This is a genomic window from Paenibacillus sp. JL3B1040, assembly GCF_057063165.1.
Genome location: NZ_CM169317.1, coordinates 3,757,106 through 3,776,607, shown reverse-complemented (window position 1 = coordinate 3,776,607; position 19,502 = coordinate 3,757,106). Strand labels below are relative to the sequence as shown.

General features: G+C 56.9%; 13 protein-coding genes and 1 other annotated feature. Of the genes, 9 read left to right on the top strand and 4 right to left on the bottom strand.

Features of this window, described 5'->3' with window-relative positions; genetic code table 11:
• The first annotated feature begins 38 nt into the window (after positions 1-38).
• From ACZF99_RS17120 to leuS, 3 genes are all read left to right on the top strand, one after another.
• On the top strand, positions 39-1,733 hold the full coding sequence (locus ACZF99_RS17120) for an alpha-glucosidase (protein WP_483606274.1): 1,695 nt from the start codon (positions 39-41) through the stop codon (positions 1,731-1,733).
• Complete coding sequence (locus tag ACZF99_RS17115; protein ID WP_483606273.1) at positions 1,734-4,001, top strand: glycoside hydrolase family 3 C-terminal domain-containing protein; 2,268 nt, start codon at positions 1,734-1,736, stop codon at positions 3,999-4,001.
• A gap of 94 nt (positions 4,002-4,095) precedes the next feature.
• Positions 4,096-4,313: a binding site (T-box leader), on the top strand.
• A 120-nt stretch (positions 4,314-4,433) separates the two neighbouring features.
• The gene (gene leuS, locus ACZF99_RS17110) at positions 4,434-6,875 is read left to right on the top strand and encodes a leucine--tRNA ligase (RefSeq protein WP_483606272.1); all 2,442 of its coding nucleotides are present in this window, start codon (positions 4,434-4,436) and stop codon (positions 6,873-6,875) included.
• 5 nt (positions 6,876-6,880) lie between these two features.
• Here leuS and comER read toward each other — a convergent pair whose 3' ends face one another.
• Positions 6,881-7,735 (bottom strand): late competence protein ComER, encoded by an 855-nt coding sequence (comER, locus tag ACZF99_RS17105; protein WP_483606271.1) that lies wholly within the window; start codon positions 7,733-7,735, stop codon positions 6,881-6,883.
• Positions 7,736-7,963: 228 nt separating this feature from the next.
• Between comER and ACZF99_RS17100 the strand changes: the two genes are divergently transcribed.
• The 6 genes from ACZF99_RS17100 to holA all read left to right on the top strand — a co-directional run bounded on the left by ACZF99_RS17100 (position 7,964) and on the right by holA (position 15,928).
• Positions 7,964-8,527 (top strand): ComEA family DNA-binding protein, encoded by a 564-nt coding sequence (locus tag ACZF99_RS17100; protein WP_483606270.1) that lies wholly within the window; start codon positions 7,964-7,966, stop codon positions 8,525-8,527.
• A gap of 41 nt (positions 8,528-8,568) precedes the next feature.
• Positions 8,569-9,087 (top strand): deoxycytidylate deaminase, encoded by a 519-nt coding sequence (locus ACZF99_RS17095; protein ID WP_483606269.1) that lies wholly within the window; start codon positions 8,569-8,571, stop codon positions 9,085-9,087.
• A 102-nt stretch (positions 9,088-9,189) separates the two neighbouring features.
• On the top strand, positions 9,190-11,964 hold the full coding sequence (locus ACZF99_RS17090; RefSeq protein ID WP_483606268.1) for a ComEC/Rec2 family competence protein: 2,775 nt from the start codon (positions 9,190-9,192) through the stop codon (positions 11,962-11,964).
• A gap of 178 nt (positions 11,965-12,142) precedes the next feature.
• Positions 12,143-12,691, top strand: a complete 549-nt coding sequence (locus tag ACZF99_RS17085; protein ID WP_483606267.1) for an RNA polymerase sigma factor — start codon at positions 12,143-12,145, stop codon at positions 12,689-12,691.
• Positions 12,688-13,905: an anti-sigma factor family protein gene (locus ACZF99_RS17080; protein WP_483606266.1), complete on the top strand. Its 1,218-nt coding sequence runs from the start codon at positions 12,688-12,690 to the stop codon at positions 13,903-13,905. The genes ACZF99_RS17085 and ACZF99_RS17080 overlap by 4 nt, the downstream gene beginning before the upstream one ends.
• Positions 13,906-14,905: 1,000 nt before the next feature.
• Positions 14,906-15,928, top strand: coding sequence for a DNA polymerase III subunit delta (gene holA, locus ACZF99_RS17075; RefSeq protein ID WP_483606265.1), 1,023 nt, complete (start codon positions 14,906-14,908; stop codon positions 15,926-15,928).
• An 84-nt stretch (positions 15,929-16,012) separates the two neighbouring features.
• Here the strand turns inward: holA and ACZF99_RS17070 are convergent, their stop codons facing one another.
• From ACZF99_RS17070 to ACZF99_RS17060, 3 genes are read right to left on the bottom strand one after another with little or no spacing between them, the layout of a single operon-like run.
• Positions 16,013-16,945 (bottom strand): family 43 glycosylhydrolase, encoded by a 933-nt coding sequence (locus tag ACZF99_RS17070; protein WP_483606264.1) that lies wholly within the window; start codon positions 16,943-16,945, stop codon positions 16,013-16,015.
• Positions 16,946-16,982: 37 nt separating this feature from the next.
• Positions 16,983-18,602, bottom strand: coding sequence for an extracellular solute-binding protein (locus ACZF99_RS17065; protein WP_483606263.1), 1,620 nt, complete (start codon positions 18,600-18,602; stop codon positions 16,983-16,985).
• Positions 18,603-18,624: 22 nt separating this feature from the next.
• Positions 18,625-19,500 carry a carbohydrate ABC transporter permease gene (locus ACZF99_RS17060; RefSeq protein WP_483606262.1) on the bottom strand — a complete coding sequence of 292 codons (876 nt, stop codon included), beginning with the start codon at positions 19,498-19,500 and terminating at the stop codon, positions 18,625-18,627.
• Positions 19,501-19,502: the final 2 nt, after the last annotated feature.

The following is a 19,502-nucleotide window of genomic DNA, read 5'->3' as shown; positions in this document are numbered from 1 at the left end:
GGAAGCATCTCTAATTTCATTGGCTTATGGAGGTTGCGATGAGAGAACAACAACGGCAGTGGTGGAAGGAAAGCGTGGCATACCAGATATACCCGCGCAGCTTCCAAGACTCGAACGGAGACGGGATCGGGGATTTGCGGGGCATTATCCGGCGCCTCGATTATTTGGTGTACCTGGGGATCGATCTGCTGTGGCTAAGTCCGGTTTACGACTCTCCGAATGACGACAACGGATATGATATCCGCGATTATCACAGCATTTTGGCCGAGTATGGAACGATGGAGGATATGGACGAACTGCTGGAGAAAGCGCGTAAGCGGGGGATCCGGCTGGTGATGGATCTGGTCGCCAACCATACCTCGGACGAGCACGCCTGGTTTATCGAGTCACGTTCCTCTAAAGACAACCCAAAGCGGGATTGGTATATTTGGCGTCCGGGCCAGGACGGCAAGGAGCCGACCAACTGGGAATGTGGATTCGGCGGATCCGCCTGGGAGCTTGACGAGCAGAGTGGCGAATATTATCTTCACTGCTTCTCAGCCAAACAGCCGGATCTGAATTGGGAGAACGAGGAAGTGCGGCGGGAAATCTACGCGATGATCGACTGGTGGATGGATAAGGGGATTGCCGGTTTCCGCGTCGACGCGATTACGTATATCAAGAAAAATCCCGCGTATCCCCAGCTCGAAACCGCAAACGGACGAACTTTCGCGCCGATTGAACGGGCCAGCCTGAATCAGGAAGGAATCCTGGATTTTCTCCGCGAGATGAAGCAAGAAGCCTTGGAGCCTCGTGGGGCAATTACGGTCGCCGAAGCTCCGGGGGTGCCGCTTGAGCAGATTCCCGATTTCGTAGATGAGACCGACGGCGTATTTTCGATGCTGTTCCAGTTTAACCATGTGGATTTGGATATCAAGCCCGGCGGCAAAGCGGAATTCATCGATTGGGATATGAAAAAATTCAAGGACGCTTTGTCCTTGTGGCAGCGGGAATCCAATCGGCACGGCTGGATGGGACTGTTCCTGGAAAATCATGACCACGTCCGCTCGGTGTCCAAATTCGGCAACGACGGGGCGTATCGCAGCTTATCGGCCAAAATGCTCGCGGCGTATTATTTTTTGATGCGCGGCACGCCGTTCATTTATCAAGGGCAGGAGATCGGCATGACCAATTGCCGCTTCGATTCGATTCAAGAATACCGCGACATCGGCAGCATCAACCTGTTTCGCGATGAGACGGGGAAGGGACGCTCGGCTGAAGAGATCATGGATTATCTCGGCAGACGCAGCCGTGATCAGGGGCGGACGCCGATGCAGTGGAACGGTGAAGCGGAGGGCGGTTTTACGTCCGGGAAGCCCTGGATCAAAGTGAATCCCAATCACACAACGATCAATGTCGAAGAGAATATGAAGAACGGAGATTCCGTCCTGCAGTTTTACCGTCGCCTCATCGCGCTCAGGCGGAAGCATCCGGCTCTGGTTTACGGCTATTATGAAGATCTTTGCATGGAATCCGCGGAGATCGGAGCGTACCGGCGCATTTACGAGGATGAACTTTTTGTTGTCATCTGTAATTTTACCGATCACCCCGTGGCGCGGAAAGAACTGGAGGAAATTTCCTTCGGCGGCGAACGGGTTTTATCCAATTATGAAGAATGGGAGCAAGGAGTACTGCAGCCGTACGAAGCTTCGGTTTTGAGATGGTCGGCCGGAATGGGAGGACAAGGATCATAAATGGAACAAAAGATCGAGGAAATCATCGTACAACTGTCATTGGAAGAAAAGGCAAGCCTCTGCTCGGGCCAAGATTTTTGGCGGCTGAAGAAGATTGAGCGTTTGGGTATTCCTTCGATTCGGGTGGCCGACGGGCCGCACGGTTTGCGCAAGGAAGTGGAGAACGCGGATTATTTGGTGGCTGGCCAGAGCGTACCGGCCACTTGTTTTCCTTCCGCCGCAGGGCTGGCCTGTTCTTGGGACCGCTCACTGATCCGGGAAATGGGGGAGGCGCTAGGCAAGGAAAGCCAGGCGGCGGGCGTATCGGTGCTGCTGGGTCCTGGCGCCAACATTAAGCGCAGTCCGCTCTGCGGCAGAAACTTCGAATATTTCTCGGAGGACCCTTATTTGTCTGCGGAAATGGCGGCCAGCCATATTCAAGGAGTACAAAGCCAAGGAGTAGGGGCCTCGCTGAAGCACTTTGCCCTCAATAACCAGGAGCATCGCAAAATGACGGTGGACGCGGTCGCGGACGAACGGACGCTGCGGGAGATTTACCTGGCCAGCTTTGAAGGCGCGGTGAAGGTAGGCCGCCCGTGGACAGTAATGACCGCTTACAATCGGGTAAATGGGGAATACTGCGCCGAGAACAAGACGCTGCTTACCGACATTCTGCGGGAAGAATGGGGGTTTGATGGAGTCGTCGTATCCGATTGGGGGGCGGTTAATGAACGGGTCGCCGGGCTGCGGGCCGGACTCGATCTGGAGATGCCGTTCAGCCTCGGCGAAGGCGACGCGAAAATCGTGCAAGCTGTGCGCAACGGCGAACTGGACGAAGCGGTGCTGGATCGAGCGGTGAAGGCGCTGCTGGAGTTGGCGTTCAAGGGTCATGCGGCCAAGCGAGAGCAAGCTTCCTTCGATGTGGCGGAGCATCATGAATTAGCCCGGAGGATTGCCCGCGAAAGCATGGTACTGCTCAGGAACGAACAAGGAATACTTCCGCTCTCCAAGTCGGCAAACCTCGCCGTTATCGGCGGCTTTGCGCGGCAGCCGAGATATCAGGGTGGGGGCAGCTCGCATATTGTGCCTACCCGGCTGGATGATATTTATGAAGAAATCGGCCGTAAGGTAGAGAACCCGGCACAGCTCAACTATGCGCAAGGATACCGTCTGGACGATGACGAGGTGGATGCCGCTTTGCTTGCGGAAGCCGTGGAAACGGCCAAGACGGCGGACGTTGCCGTGATTTTTGCCGGTTTGCCGGACCGCTATGAAACGGAAGGATATGACCGCAAGCATCTGCGCTTACCGGATAATCATATCCGCCTGATTGAGGAAGTAGCCCGCGTCCAGCGCAATTTGGTCGTTGTCCTTAGCAACGGCTCGCCGGTGGAAATGCCTTGGATCGGCAATACCCGGGCCGTGCTCGAAGCATATTTGGGCGGACAGGCGAGTGGCGGAGCGTTGGCCGATCTGCTGTTCGGCGACGCCAATCCATGCGGCAAGCTGGCCGAGACCTTCCCGGCGGATTTGGAGCACAACCCTTCCCACCCCTTCTTTCCGGGCGAGAATGACCGGGCCGAATATCGAGAAGGAATATTCGTCGGTTACCGGTACTATGACGCCAAAGCGATCGAGCCGCTGTTCCCGTTTGGTCACGGTCTGAGCTATACCCGGTTCGAATACAGCGATTTGATTCTGGGCGATTCCCGGATCCGGGAGGATGAGACCTTAACGGTCAGCGTACGGGTGAAAAATACCGGCGGAGTCACCGGCAAGGAGATCGTACAGTTGTACGTCGGCGATCGGGAATCTAGCGCAGCCCGTCCGCCCCGGGAGCTGAAGGCCTTTGAGAAGATCGAACTGGAGCCGGGGGAAGAGAAGACGGTAGTCTTCGAGCTGAACCGAAGAGCGTTCGCCTACTATGACACCGAGCTGGGGGACTGGTACGTCGAGAGCGGTGTGTTCGATATTCTGATCGGTCGTTCATCCCGGGACATCGCGGCCGAAGCATCGGTTTTTGTAGAGAGCACGGCTAAGAGAGAGCGTCGGTTTACGCGGAATTCGACCTTAGGCGATCTGCTTGCGGGAGGAGAGCTTGACCGGTTGACGCTGGAGTTGATTGAGCAATTTAAAGCGAACAGCGGCATCTTTCCGGAGGACAAACCCGCGGATATCGCCGAGGCCGATCTGCATTTCCTGCCGCTGCGGGCGCTTGTCTCGCTTAGCAAGGGCGGTCTCCGGGAAAGAGACATGGAGACATTGCTAAACCGGGTTAATCGCAACTAATTCGGCGGCGGATCTTTGCTCGACTGGAGCGAAGGTCCGCCGTTGACTTTAGGGCGGCGAATTGGATATAATGATTGATAATCCAATTCTATATTGTGGAACTTTGAAGAGGAATAGTAATTTGGATTCCGCCATCCAGAGAGCCGGCGTTTGGTGCAAGCCGGTTGGGGAATGCAGACGAACTCGCCTTGGAGTTATGATGCCTCAAATCATCATCGTTTTGCCCGCGTTAAGGGTGCAAAGGGAGCTAGGACAAAGCATGTCCGACGCTAACTAGGGTGGTACCACGGGAAATCTCCTCTCGTCCCTAGCGATGATACGCTACGGGTCGGGAGGTTTTTGTTTTTTGCAAGGAAGTTCAGAACGCCGGCTTTGGGCCGGGCTTGATGAACCCTTACTAAATCATAGCAAGCTCAAGGAGGATATTGAATTATGGCGGACCAAAACGTGCCCCATGACGTTTACCGGGCCCAGGCCATCGAACCGAAGTGGCAGGCATACTGGGATGAGCATCACACCTTCAAAACACGGGAAGAGGCGGGCAAACCGAAGTTTTACGCGCTCGACATGTTCCCTTATCCATCGGGAGCGGGTCTGCACGTAGGCCATCCGGAGGGATATACGGCCACGGATATCGTCTCCCGCTTTAAACGGATGCGCGGCTACAATGTGCTGCATCCGATGGGCTGGGACGCTTTCGGCCTACCGGCGGAGCAGCATGCGCTCGATACGGGTGAGCATCCGCGCGACATCACGGTCAAGAACATCAACAATTTCCGGCGTCAGATCAAATCGCTGGGCTTCTCCTACGATTGGGACCGCGAGATCAGCACGACCGATCCGGATTATTACAAATGGACGCAATGGATTTTTATCCAGCTGTACAACAAAGGGTTGGCTTATGTGGCCGAAGTTCCGGTAAACTGGTGTCCGGCACTCGGGACGGTATTGGCGAACGAGGAGGTCATCGACGGCAAGAGCGAACGCGGCGGCCATCCGGTCATCCGCAAGCCGATGCGCCAGTGGGTGCTGAAAATCACCGAATACGCCGAACGGCTGCTGGAGGACCTCGAGGAACTCGATTGGTCGGAAAGCATCAAGGACATGCAGCGCAACTGGATCGGAAAATCCGAAGGAGCCGAAGTCGTGTTCGAGGTCGAAGGCCAGGACGCCTCCCTGACCGTCTTTACGACGCGCCCGGATACGCTGTTCGGGGCCACCTATGCGGTGCTTGCGCCGGAGCATGAACTGGTCAGGACGATTACGACGGACGGTCAACGTGAAGCGGTTCAAGCCTACCAGGACCAAGCCGCGCGCAAAAGCGATCTGGAGCGTACCGATTTGGCGAAGGAGAAAACCGGGGTCTTCACCGGCGCTTACGCGATCAATCCGGTGAACGGCGCGAAGCTGCCGATCTGGATCGCCGACTACGTGCTGGCGGGTTACGGTACCGGCGCGATCATGGCCGTGCCGGGACATGACGAGCGCGACTATGAATTCGCCAAACAGTTCGAGCTGCCGATCATCGAGGTGCTCGAAGGCGGCGATCTGGCGAAGGCGGCTTATACGGGCGACGGGGCGCATGTGAACTCCGGCTTCCTGAACGGGCTGGGCAAAGAGGAAGGGATCAAGAAGATGATCTCCTGGTTGGAGGAGAACGGCAAAGGCCGCGGCAAAGTGACTTACCGCTTGCGCGACTGGTTGTTCAGCCGCCAACGGTATTGGGGCGAACCGATCCCGATTCTGCATCTGGAAGACGGCACGATGAAGCCGGTGCCGGAAGATCAGCTACCGCTCGTCCTGCCGGACGTCGACGCAATCAAGCCGTCGGGTACCGGGGAGTCGCCGCTGGCGAACGTTACCGACTGGGTGAACACCGTGGATCCGAAAACGGGCAAGCCGGCTCGCCGCGAGACGAACACGATGCCGCAATGGGCCGGCAGCTGCTGGTATTACCTGCGTTATATCGACCCGCACAACGACAAGGAGCTGTGCTCGAAGGAGAAGCAGCAGGAATGGCTGCCGGTCGATCTTTACATCGGCGGAGCCGAGCATGCGGTGCTTCACCTGCTCTATGCCCGCTTCTGGCACAAAGTGCTGTACGATCTCGGCGTAGTCACGACCAAGGAACCGTTCCACAAGCTGGTGAACCAGGGGATGATTCTCGGCACCAACAACGAGAAGATGAGTAAATCCCGCGGCAACGTCATCAATCCGGACGAAATCGTAAACGAATACGGCGCGGATACGCTGCGCGTCTATGAAATGTTCATGGGGCCGCTGGAAGCGACCAAACCGTGGAGCGCCAGCGGCGTGGAGGGCATTCACCGCTTCTTGTCCCGCGTCTGGCGGCTGTTCGTCGCCGAAGACGGCAGCCTGAATCCGAAAATTACGGCGGACGGCGGCAGCGACGAGTTTAAGCGTACTTGGCACAAGACGATCAAGAAAGTCACGGAGGATTTTGAAAATCTGCGCTTCAACACGGCGATCAGCCAGTTGATGATCTTCGTCAACGAAGCGTACAAAACGGACGCCGTACCGAAAGCGGCGGCGGAGCAATTCGTGCAGCTGCTGTCCCCGTTGGCGCCGCATTTGGCGGAAGAGCTGTGGGAGCGCCTTGGCCATACCGACACGATTACGTACGAACCGTGGCCGGAGTACGACGAGGCTTGGACGGTGGAAGCCGAGGTGGAAATCGTCGTGCAGGTGAACGGGAAAATCGTCGAGCGTACGAAAATTTCCAAGGACCTGGATCAGGCGGCGATGCAGGAACATAGCTTAAGCCTGCCGAACGTGCAGCAGGCTGTGGCCGGCAAGACGATCCGCAAAGTGATTGCCGTTCCGGGCAAGCTGGTAAATATCGTCGTCGGTTAAATCCGTTATTCTTCCGACGGTGGCGAGCAATCCGGGATACTCGGGTGAAACCGCGCGTGCAGTTTGCCGATATCCTCGTCATACTTGCGGTGAGTCGTTTCGATCAGGCGGGCAAATACCCCGCGCAGACCGGATTCGAGCACGGCGATGCCATCGGCGGTAACCCCGCCGGGAACGGCAACCCGCTCAATCAGCTCCTCCGGGCTGAGGCCGCCTTCGGTCAACAGTTTGCCGGTACCGAGCAGCATTTCCGAGCCAAGGGCAATCGCTTCGGCATAACCGATTCCCGTCAGCTCGGCGGCCGATTCCGCCCATAGCTGCAGCATATAAGCGACGAAAGCCGGTCCGCAGCTGGACAGATCGGAAGCGATCCGGGTTTCGCTCTCTTTGAGGGTGGTCGGCGTGCTGATCGAGGACATCAGTTGCTCCAGCAGCAAACGATCTTCAGGGCGAATTCTCTTGCCGTACATGCAGAGCGATGCGCCGCTGTGAACCGAATGCGTGATGCTGGGAATGATCTTGGCGATTCTCGAGGGAATGGCGTCTTCCAACATGTCGATTTGAACGGGGCTGGTGATCGACACGACGATCTGCCTCTCGTCGAGCACGTCCCGGATTTCCGCGATCACCTCGGGGTAATCCAGAGGTTTGATGCACAAGAAGACGATTTTGCTTTCCCGTGCGGCTTCGGCGTTGCTGCCGTACGCCAGGAGTCCGGGATGGCGTTGAACCAGCCATTTGATTTTATAGGGAGAGCGGTTGCTGGCACAGATGTTGTGCGGGAGCAGCGCACCGGAACGCAAAAAAGCGTCGATGAGCAGGCTTCCCATGGATCCGGTTCCGATGAAGGCGACTTTCATCCGGCTTCCCCTTTCCGTGCTTCACGCACTGTCTTGTTACAACAATAAGGTGGATCGCATTTGTTCACGTAACGTAAAACGGTCCGTTTTTACGCAACGCAAACCTACTTCTGCCGTTTCTACTCACCTGTATAAATATGTATGCAACTTGATTGGATCTTCATGACTATGGCGGATTCTTTTAAGATGGTCTGATGGGAGTGGAGTTGGAGTATGCGGAGGGAACTCGTGTTGACAGCGATGGTTTCGGCTGCGATCGGCGCCGGTCTGATGTTGTTGGCGACGGGCGGTCGTCCGCCGGCCGGAATCGAAGGCTGGATGCCGGTCAACGCCGAAGTGACAGCGGCGCTGACCCAAGATAGCGCGGATGGCAAGGACGCCGGCGCCGCAGATCGCGGCGGCGATAGCGGATCGCCGACGGTGGGGGGAACCGCGGCTTTGCCGGGCAAACCGGGCGAGGCTGGAAGCGGCTCGTCCGGAGTAGCAGGGGGCAGCCCGGCAGCAATGGCGTCCCCGGCCGGAGGGAAATCCGACACCGGGGCCGGAGCGGGTAACGGTGCCGAAGCCCGAACGGCAGGCGGCGGTGATTCCGCCGAAACGGGACGGATCAGCATCAATCGGGCCGAGTTGGCCGAGCTGCAGGAGATTCCCGGCATCGGGGAGAAGAAGGCGCAGGCGATCCTCGATTATCGCAACACGCACGGCGCTTTTTCCTCCATTAACGATTTGACCCAAGTGAAAGGGATCGGCGACAAAATGCTGGAGAAGATGAAGCCTTACATCGGGCTGTAAGCCCGTGTGTTCGAAAGATGACTTGCGAGGGTGATAATGGGATGAATCCGGACAAACGCAAAGACTGGGATACGTATTTCATGGATATCGCTTATATGGTATCGACGCGGTCGCGCTGCAACCGCCGTCATGTCGGCGCCGTGCTGGTTCAGGGCAAGAAGCTGCTGGGAACGGCCTATAACGGAGCCCCTTCCGGCGTCCCGGACTGTTCGGAAGCCGGCTGCATGATCGCGGAAGAGTACGAGCTTGTGATCGAAGAGGGCCAGGAGAAAATGGTGAAGAAGCAACGCTGCGTACGCACCATTCATGCCGAGCAGAACCTGCTTTTGTTCACGGACCGGATCGACCGGGAAGGTTCCAGCGTATACGTGACGGACGAGCCGTGCTGGACTTGCGCGAACATGCTGGCCAACAGCGGCATTACGGAGATCGTGTTTCATCGGCCGTATCCGAAGGATACCGGCAAGGTAACGGCCATGATGGCGCAAAAAGGAATCACCTTCCGCCGTCTGGAAGGCTATCAGCCGCCGCAGGAAACGGTCTCGAACGTGGAGGAGTAACAAAGATACGCTTCATTACGATGATCGAATGCGGAAGCACCCCATTCGCCTTAGGGCGGGTGGGGTGTTTTTTGGCTTAAGCGGACCAAGGAGGAGATTTCGATGAACCGGAGACCGTTAACCGCCATGGCGTGCGGATGGATAGCCGGCAGCGGCTTGGCGGCGGGTTATGCCGGCTGGCGTTTTTGGTTGTTTTGGCTGGGATTGTCGCTCATCGGTTCGGCCATCGCCTTGATCTGGCGCCAATCCTGGCGGAGCCTGGTCCTGGTTTGGCTGGCTTTTTCGCTTGGAGGCGGCTATTGGCTGTATACCGAAGCGGGGAATGTTAGCCGGATCGGACCCATGGCAACTGCTGCGGAAGGGGCAGAAGGGGCAGGGGCTGGTTGGATCGACGATTCACGGGCGGCGGGGACAAACGGTGCGGAGGAGCGGTCGCAGCCTGCGGACGGCCAAGCCGTTCGTCTGGAAGGAACGATCGTGTCGGAGGTGGAGGTCGATGGTGATCGAGCCGATTTTACGCTGAAGGCAAGCCGAATTTCTTGGCTTGCGGCAGGAGCGAGCCCGCAGGTTATGCAGGAGATTCCCGGCGGAGAAAAGGTGGCGGTCCAGTTGCGGCTGGCTGCTCAAAGCGAACAGCCTACGGCGGCCTCCTGGCGGCGCGGTCTTGGGGTCACGCTTGACGGAACGCTGGAGGCGCCGCAGACTGCCCGCAACTTCGGCGCGTTCGATTACCGCCGGTATTTACATCTGCAACGGATTCACTGGATGATCAAGGCGTCCGGCGCCTCCTCTTTACAGTCCGGTTCGCCAACCCGCGGCACCGCCGCCGCTTTGGGTTATGTCGACGCGCTTCGCGATCGGCTCGGCGGGCGTATCGAGCGGTTGTTTCCGGGCTGGCAGGCGGGATATATGAAGGGGCTGCTCATCGGCCTGCGGGATGATCTGGACCCGGACAAATACGCGGAATTTACGCAGCTTGGTCTCACGCATATTTTGGCCATCTCCGGCAGTCATGTGGCGATTAACGTAGCGCTTGTTCTGGGGCTGCTTCGCTTGTGCCGGATAACCCGCGAGACCGCGATGACGGTGACGTTGGCGTTCGTTCCGGCGTATGTGCTGCTCACCGGATTTACACCGTCGGTCATTCGGTCCGGGATCATGACGATGCTGGGGCTGTATTTGCTGAGGCGCGGGCTGCTGAAAGACAGCCTTAACATTTTGGCTGCTGCCGCGCTAATGATGTTAATCTGGGAACCGTACTATTTGCTAAATGTCAGCTTTCAGCTTTCGTTTGCCGTGACCGCGGGGCTGATCGTGTTCGTGCCGCTGCTGACGCCGTACTTCCGGTGGCTGCCGGCAAAGGTGCGGGGTACCGTGGCGGTTACCCTGGCGGCGCAAGTGGTGTCCTTTCCGTTGACGATCGTGTATTTCAACCAGTTTTCGCTGCTGTCCCTCGCGGCTAATTTGTTGATCGTGCCGGTCATCGGCATGCTTGCGCTTCCGCTGGGGATGGGCGCATTGCTGCTCAGCTTGTTTTCGGTTCGGCTCGGTACCGTGGCGGCCGTCCCGGTACGGTGGCTGAATACGGCTACGTTTGAGGCGACGAACTGGTTGAGCGCACGCAGCGGCTTCATGACGTATTGGAAATCGCCATCGTTGCTTTGGGTCGCGGCTTTTTATGCAGGTTGCTTCCTGCTGCTGTATTGGGGAAAAAGGCGCGAACGCACTGCTGCCGAAGCGTTGGCCGCAGCGTGGCAGAACGAGGACACGGTACCGCTGGGACCGGTAAAAGCAGCAGCTTCCTTACATATTAGAAGGGGGCGATGGCGTTCCGCCGGGGAGCCCGGGGAGCGAGGGCGGCGGCTTCTCAGGGCGGCGTCCGCTGCCGCATTGTGCCGACGGGCATGGGCTAGGCGCACGGACCTCCTGCGGTTGGCCGTAGCCGCCGGACTGGGGCTGCTGCTTGTATCCGGTTATCGGCCAGCTTATACCAAAGGTACCGGCTACATCGAGTTCATCGATGTCGGCCAAGGCGATTGCGCCCTGATCACGACGCCTTCGGGCAAGCATCTGCTGGTGGACGGCGGAGGCACGGTGTCGTTCCGCAAAGCGAAGGACGCCTGGCGTGAGCGCCGCGAACCCTTTGAAGTCGGGGCCAAAACGGTGGTTCCGTTGCTTAAGAAACGGGGAATCCACCGCTTGGATGCGGTGATACTGACTCATGGGGACCAGGATCATATCGGCGGCCTGCAGGCGGTGCTCGATTCGTTCCCGGTAGAGGCGCTGCTGATCAACGGCAGCCTGGCGGAATCGAAAACGATGGTACATTTAATGGATACGGCCCTCACCCGGCGCATTCCGGTGTATTCGGCAAGCCGCGGCATGAAGCTGCAACCGGACGGGGCCACCCGCCTTGAGGTGCTTTATCCGCTGATGCAAACGAAGGAACCTAGCCGGATTCCCTTCGTGAAGGAACAAAACCATCGTTCCATCGTATTTCGGTTGGACATGGGCGGAGCTTCCTTTTTGTTCACGGGCGATATGGATGAGGCGGCGGAGCGGAAGATGCTTGAACTGGAAAAGATAGCCCCTACCGTCACAACGGCGCGGCGGGAAGCTTCGATCGACATCATGAAAGTCGCACACCACGGCAGCAAGACTTCGACTTCCGCGGCATGGCTGGATTACTGGCGGCCTGCGGCGGCGCTGATCTCGGTCGGAGCTACGAATACCTACGGCCACCCGCATCCCACAGTCGTTGACCGGTTGAACAGGCATAACGTTCGAATCTATCGAACCGACAAGCAAGGCGAAGTTCAAATGAGAGTGCGCGGGGGAAGGATCGAGACCCGCTCCAAGCTGCCGCAAACCCCATAAAAATAGGCCCTTACCTGATTTCGGCAGGATGACGGGGCCTGTTTTTTTTGGTATTCTGGAGTGAGATTGAAAGGATTCCGCACGATGAACTCCAAATTATTTTTAAAAAATAGTAACAACATTGCAACATCTTGTCGGACGCTAGCGTCTGTAAGGATGCAAGGAAGGGGGAGCCTTAGTGGTAGAGCAGGGACTCATCAGAGCCGCTCAAACGGGCGATCGCGACGCTCTAATCACCCTATTGCGAGAAATTGAACATCACGTATACCGGACGGCCTATTATATTTTGAACAATGAGCAGGATGCACACGATGCCGCTCAAGAAGCCCTCATACGCATTTATACCAAAATCGATTCTTATGAGGAAAAAGCGCAGTTCAAAACCTGGGTCCAGCGGATTGTGACCAACATCTGTATCGACAAATTTCGTAGAAATAAGCCAACCGTTTCGATCGAGGAGCACGAAATGGTGTTTCAAGGGAACGATAGCGTAGAGCGGGAAGTTATGTCGGGTTATTTGGCCGCGGACATTCGCAGCGCGATCGATCAATTGCCGGACCATCACCGGTCGGTGGTTGTACTGAGGTATTTGCAGGATTTTTCGTATAACGAAATTGCGGATAGTTTGAATTTGCCGCTGAATACAGTGAAATCCTATTTATTCAGGGCCAGGCAGCAGCTACAGCGTTTACTCCAAGATTATCAGAAGGGTGGTGTATCAGGATGAAGTGCCCGGAGGCGGTGGAATGGATGCATCGTTATCTCGACCATGATTTAAATGAAGAGGAAAGTTTTCTTCTCTTTGAGCATATTCGTAGTTGCGAGGAATGCGCCGAGACGTTTGCGCTGTTGAACAAGCTGTCTGCGCAATTGGAGAAGCTGCCGAAGGTGGTTCCGAACTTTAGCCTCGTGGATGCGATCCTGCCGCAGCTGGATGAGATCGACCGCGCCCGCCGCGAAGGAGGCAGCGCAGCCGAAGAAACGGTGCTGCCGATGACGGCTGTGAAAGTGGATGCGGGAACCGGCCAAGGCGGCACGCTGCCGAGTCGCCGCAGCTCGCGTCGGGATGACGGGGATTCGGGGCTGCGACGGAGCCGGATTTACCGGTACGGATCGCTTGGCTTTGCCGCTGCCTTGATTCTGGGCGTGTTCATTTATCAATATGAACCGCGTACGGTATCGGATGCCGAAATTGCCATGAACACCGCGCTGACGGATTCGGGGAGCGAGGATTCCTCGACCGCGGATTCGGCCGACGATGCGGCGGGGAACGCCAAGTTATTTATGGATGACGGCGGTACGGGGGGGCTTGAGGCAGGGCGTCAGGACGCTCCGGCTCCGAAAGAAGAAGTTGCTCCGATCGAAGGTTCAAACTCCGGCGGCGTTGAGGATCGGATCGATCCCAAGGGTTCCCCGGGTGCCGGTGCCCCTGCGGCGAAGCCGGAAAATCCACAGGCAGGCGCTAAAGCTCCGAAGGACCGGGATACCGGGAAGACCAAGCCGGCCGGCAACCCCGAGGCGTCTTCGAACGGCGGAGGCGCACCCCTTCAGGAATCGGCATCGCCGGAAGCGGGGAATACGGATCCGGCGGCCGGCGATCGCGCAACTCCGGACGGTGAGGAGCAGGAGATGTTGAACCAGCAAATCACTCTCGATGAACCAAGGGAAGAGAAGATCGGCATCGCTAGCTTCAACATCTGGACTTCGCCGGACGGGACATTTGAAGCCGAGTTGAAGGACGGACATCTGTATGTGTACCGTCTCGAGGCCCAGGAGCGAAAGCAGGTGGCCGATGAGGCAATCGACGGAAATTGGGTTGGCGGCGCGTGGTCGGAGGAAGGCCATGTATTTACGTACGAGACAGAAATCGACGGAACCCCTGCGGTTCATACGGTCGATGCCGAGAAGGCAGCCGCCGCCGCGGAAGGAACGCAGCCCTAAAGAGGATCACGGACGGACGAATTTGGGCGGTTTTTTGAACATGCGGCAGGCACCTTTTCAGGAGATATGGAATAGGTTATATGTATAGCAGAGATATCGGTTTGGACCCCTGATCGTCGTATGACCGCTGGCGGGAGAGTTTCTAGAGCTTTTCGGCCCGCGTTTATATAGATGTTCCGGGACAGAGGGATCTTTCGCCAAGAGGCAGAGGTCCCTCTGTTGCATTTATAGCGGTTGTTTAAAAAGTCAGCTTGCGATCACGAAGCGGATTCGGGGGAGCGGACTCGACGTCGAAGCTTGAATTCAGCCGGGCCTTCCAATGCTCACGTAGCCTCCGGCTACGCTCCGCTTCTCAGTCCCTAAGCTTCATCCAACCTTCTCGGTGCTCCCAACCTGACTTTTTAAACCTTCATTGGAAGAGGTAGTTTAAAAAGTCGGCTTCGGATCATGAAGCGGATTCGGGGGAGCGGATTCGGCGTCAAATCTTGAATTCAGCCGGGCCTTGCGTTGCTCCGTTCCTGGTATCCCCGTAGGCTAACGGACTCCAGAGCCGTTATTTTCACGTCTCAAATGCTTATCCGATTCTAGCGGACCGAGGAGACCTTATTCTGGACAAATCCAGCTCAAGAGGTGTCGGAAGTGCCTAATAAGGACTCTGGTGTCCGTTACGGCGGGAAATAGCCGGGAAATGTACAAATAAGGGCTGTACGGTCCGTTATGTTAACTTTAGGCCTACTTTAGGCCAGCTTTAGGCCGACCTTAGGCCGACCTTAGGCCAACTTTAGGTCTGTCTCGCGGTACATTGAGCTGGAACAGTACTAACTCGCCATGCAACCGAACATTGGCATCCCCGTCTCCTAACAACCGCACACGTTTCTCCTACTGCGACCTCAAGTTACTTTACGCTATTTCGACTGAACAACAATAAACAGGGTTTGGACGAATGAACGAAATCGAAGTATGATGGAAAGAGGCAATGAAGACGGAAGGAAGATCACGGATGGACGCAAAGCAAGCGATGAAAGACATTAAACAGGGGCGGATCTCCCCGTTATACGTATGTTACGGCACGGAGAAATACCAGATTCAGGAGTTCGTCGGCGTGCTCCAAGAGCGGCTTGTCGACCGGGATCAAAAGGATTTTGCCTACGCCGCCTTCGATTTGGCGGAGACGCCGATCGAGGCGGTGGTCGAGGAGGCGGAGACGATGCCATTTCTCGTCGAGCGCAAGCTGATTGTCGTGCGCGACTCCGCGCTGCTTGTAGCAGGCGGCAAGGAAGGCGGAAAAATCGAGCATAAGGTCGAAGCGCTGCTGACGTATATCGGCAATCCGGCGGAGCATAGCGTGATCGTGTTTGTCGTGAACGGCGAGAAACTCGATGAGCGAAAAAAGGTCGTCAAAGCGATCAAGGCGGCGGGGACGGTGTTGTCCTTCATGCCGCTGGGCGGCGGAGAGCTTGTGCAGTGGGTCGGGCAAGAGGTGGAGAAACGCGGCTGCCGGATCGGACGTGACGCCGCGGAGGCGCTGATCGCGGCGAGCGGCGTGCAGATGGCCGCCTTGGCCGCGGAAATGGACAAGCTCTGCTTGTACGCCGGGTCCGGCGGCATGATCGATACCGCGGCGGTTGAGCAGTTGGTGGCGCGCAGCACGGAGCAGAACGTGTTCGTGATGGTGGAGCATATCGCCGCGATCCGGCTGGAGCAGGCGCTCGGCATTTTCTACGAGCTGCTGAAGCAGCGCGAGGAGCCGATCAAGATTGCGGCGCTGATCGCCCGCCAATTCCGGATCATGCTGCAGGTGAAGGAGCTCGGACGCCAGAGCTATTCGCAGCAGCAGATCGCCTCGCAGCTCAGCCTGCATCCGTACGTCGTGAAGCTGGCCGGCGACCAGGCCCGCAAATTCGAAGCCGGCCGGCTGCGGGCCATCCTGTCCGAGCTGGCGGAGCTGGATTACCGGATGAAGAGCGGGCAAATCGACAAGGTGCTGGGGCTGGAGCTGTTTCTGCTGCGGCTTGCGTCATAGTCTACGGGAACCGAAGCATGTTGGATGCGCCAAGAGGCGGCCGGATCGTTACCGGCCGCCTCTTGGGCTATTCATAGCAGGTTTTTAAAGCCGTGATTTGCTGCCGCCGGCCTCCGGGCCGATGATATACGGTACTCCGCCGCGCCAGCCGATTTCCGTCATGGACAAATACCAGGAACGGCCCATGTCGTTGTTTCCCTGGAAAAATAAATACATGCGTCCGTCATCGTCCGTAAACAGAAAGGGATGGCCGGATTCGCAGGCGTTCCAACTGCCCGGCGCTCCATTGGGCATAAACGGCTCGTCAAACACCCTGCTCCATCGCAAGCCGTCCTCACTAACGGCGCAGCCAATCTGCTGGGGGGCGTTGTTGTAGGCGCCCCCATAAAACATATAGAGCTTACCGTCATGTTCACACACAGCCGCAGCCTCGATGCAGTCCTGTTCCCATGGAAGCTCGGGCTTCAGGATAGGTTCCGAGCATAGCTGCGTCCACGATCCCCGGCCGAAGCCGGAATCCAGCTCCGCTGCCGCCACGCCCTGCATTTGAATTTCGCCGCGGGGATCGCGGGTGGCGAAGTAAAGCAGCAGCCTACCTTGCCATACGATAACCTCGGCATCGATCGCCCTGCCGTTGTTCCATTCGCCGGTAGGCGAAAACACCGGGTTGGAGGCGTTTTTGCTGAAATGGATTCCGTCTTCGGAAACGGCGTGGCAGATCGCATCCTTCGGGCCGTTGCCATAGGTTTGATAGAACAGGTGCACCTTGCCTTCAAGCACAATGGCGCCCGGTGCGCATATGCCGTTCTGCTCACAGCTTTGTTCTGCCGGAATTTCGCCGATTTTTCGCCAATCGTGCAGATCGCCGCTGCGCGCGATGCCGATGCCCCAGCCGGATGGCGCCGGGCCGGTCTTGTACGGCGCCATCGAGTAGTACAGATAATACATGTCATTAAGCTTGACGACGGCCGGGTCTTTCGCCATGATCCGACCTCTGTCCGTATCGGTGTATTTCATATTTTCCCTCCTCCGATTTGCTCCTGCTATTCTGCATCTATTTGGCGGCGAATGCCCACATATCTTTGGCCAGGAACGCCGTGTCCGCGTTGGCTTCATACCAGTCGGCGTAAAAAGCCTCCAGCTTGTCGCCGCCGGATTTCGTCCACAGGTCGAGCGCATCTTGGTATGCCTGTTCGGTCGTATAGGCTGAACCGGAAATGATCGCTTTGTTGTAGATGTCGGCGATTTTGGAAACGTTGGTGTTGATCACGCTTAACTCATCGGACAGCGCGGGCATATGCTCGCTATGCGTGAGCGGCGCATATTCCACGTCCGCACCTAAATTAGCTTCATTATTTTGCTTCACCAGCTCCAAAAACTCTTTTTCCAAAGGCTTGGCCGGGTCCAATTGACTCTGAATGCCCCCGCAGGGTTCGAGTTCGATCCGGGAGAGCAGGAGCTGCATATCGATGTTCCAAGACACCTCCTTGTTGAAGTCCTCGGCGTTAATCGGACGGAGACAACCGTTTTCTCCCTTAACGGAATCGGTTCCCTCCAGACCGTATCTCAGCGTTTCGCTTGTGGAACGCGAGGCCATGAAATCGATATACTGCATGGCGGCTTGCGGATTTTTGGTATTCGCGTTGATAACCGTAGTCATCTGCACCGGATTGTTGACGCCAATGGCAAAACGGCCGAATTGGGAACGCGGAAGCTTGATGGCGATAACCTCGGCCTCCGGCACGTTATTTTTTAGCTGTTCGTAATATTGGGCAACATCGACCAGGTCGATCGTGCGCCCGACGAATATGCCCAGCTTGCCGCTGTTCCAATCCTGCTGGGCCTTCTGCCCGTTTTTGTCGGCCAGAAAATCCTTGTCGACCACGCCGGCGTCATACAATTGCTTCTTGAACGCGTTGGCGGCGTTCTCCTGTTCCCAGCCGCGCACTACCCGGCCGCCCTCCAGCACCCAGCCGACGTTGCGGAACATCGTATTGATCGCGCCGCCGGTTTCACCGCTCAAAGCGATGCCGAACGTGTCGTCAACTCCGTTGCCGTCGGGGTCTTGTTTAGTAAACGCGATGGCGACCTCCAGCAGTTCTTCTGTCGTTTCCGGAACGGCAAGCCCCAGCTTGTTCAACCAGTCGCTGCGGACAAACAGCGCCTGAAAGCCCGCCAATTGGCCGACCCGCCCGAATTCGTACATTTTTCCGTCAGGCTTTACGGCCGCCTTCTTCATCTCGGGATATTTCTCCAACAATTGCTTGTAGCTCGTGCTGTGCTGTTCGATCAAGTCGTCCACGGCAAGGATCTGTTTTTGCTGATAAAGCTGGTTCCGGAAGTTGGTGTCGAATTCAAATACGACATCCGGAGCGTCTCCCGAAGCAAATAGGAGATTCAGCTTCTGCACCGATTCGCCGCGCGGAATGGGCACGTACTGGGCATTGACCGGCCCGTTTTCGTTTAACCACTTCGTCCAACGGTTATTGTCGATCGTTCCCATTTGTTGCGGCACGTTGCCGCGGTCATAGATGGAAACGGTAAGACTCGGCTTTTGTCCATCCGCTGCGGTATTGCCGCCCGCCGTCTTGTCATTCGCGGCGCAGGCTGCCAACATCGTGCAAGCCAGCAGTCCGGCCCATAGCGCCGGGATTTTTCGTTTTGCCATTTTCATCGTATACGCCCCCTATCATGGACTATCCTTTGACGGCGCCGATCATGACGCCTTGGACAAAATGTCTTTGCAAAAAAGGGTAAATTACCATCATCGGCAGCACCATGATCATAATGGCGGCCGCATTCACCATTTCCGGCGACAAGATTAACGGCTCCGATGACTGCGCCGAATTCATCTGGGCCAACATCATTTGGCTTTGAATCATCTGTTGCACGAGAACGGCGATATTGTACTTATCCGGCGAATGAATGTACATCAGAACGCTGAAGAAAGAATTCCAATAGCCGACTCCATAAAACAAGGCTAGCGTTGCAAGAACGGGCGTCGAGAGCGGCAGCGCGATCCGCAGCAGATACCGCCATTCGCCACAGCCGTCGATTCGCGAGGCGTCGTCGATTTCTTCGGGAATATTCTCCATAAAGGTGCGTAGCACCAGCAGATTAAAAACGCTGATCAGTCCAGGAAACCACAGGGCTCCGTACGTATCAATCAGCCCCAGATTTCGGATCGTCAAGTAAGTCGGGATTAATCCGCCGTTGAACAGCATCGTGAAGACAATGCCGAGCGTAAACGCCCTGCGTCCCCAAAAATAGCTGCGCGTCAGCGGATATGCCGCCAGAACCGTAAATGTCATGCTGAGCGCGACGCCGACGACCGTAATGACGACGCTGTTGCGGAAAGCGGGAATAATCGCCGTTCCTTCAAAAAGCTGCCGGTAAGCCGAAAAGGAAAACTCCACCGGGTACAACGTAACTTCTCCTGCCGACACGGCGCGCAGCGAGCTTAAGGAAAGGGAAGCGATATGCACAAGCGGCAATAGGCACATCAGTCCCGCGGCGAACAATACGGCGTACACTCCCGCCATATACCATCGTTCTCCGAGCGATTTTTTCATTT

Bases quoted from the DNA above. Each gene is read 5' to 3' on its own strand.
- ACZF99_RS17060 (WP_483606262.1), bottom strand. From the start codon at position 19,500: ATGAAAAAATCGCTCGGAGAACGATGGTATATGGCGGGAGTGTACGCC.
- comER (WP_483606271.1), bottom strand. From the start codon at position 7,735: ATGAAAGTCGCCTTCATCGGAACCGGATCCATGGGAAGCCTGCTCATC.
- ACZF99_RS17070 (WP_483606264.1), bottom strand. From the start codon at position 16,945: ATGAAATACACCGATACGGACAGAGGTCGGATCATGGCGAAAGACCCG.
- ACZF99_RS17120 (WP_483606274.1), top strand. From the start codon at position 39: ATGAGAGAACAACAACGGCAGTGGTGGAAGGAAAGCGTGGCATACCAG.
- leuS (WP_483606272.1), top strand. From the start codon at position 4,434: ATGGCGGACCAAAACGTGCCCCATGACGTTTACCGGGCCCAGGCCATC.
- ACZF99_RS17080 (WP_483606266.1), top strand. From the start codon at position 12,688: ATGAAGTGCCCGGAGGCGGTGGAATGGATGCATCGTTATCTCGACCAT.
- holA (WP_483606265.1), top strand. From the start codon at position 14,906: ATGGACGCAAAGCAAGCGATGAAAGACATTAAACAGGGGCGGATCTCC.
- ACZF99_RS17065 (WP_483606263.1), bottom strand. From the start codon at position 18,602: ATGAAAATGGCAAAACGAAAAATCCCGGCGCTATGGGCCGGACTGCTG.
- ACZF99_RS17090 (WP_483606268.1), top strand. From the start codon at position 9,190: ATGAACCGGAGACCGTTAACCGCCATGGCGTGCGGATGGATAGCCGGC.
- ACZF99_RS17115 (WP_483606273.1), top strand. From the start codon at position 1,734: ATGGAACAAAAGATCGAGGAAATCATCGTACAACTGTCATTGGAAGAA.
- ACZF99_RS17095 (WP_483606269.1), top strand. From the start codon at position 8,569: ATGAATCCGGACAAACGCAAAGACTGGGATACGTATTTCATGGATATC.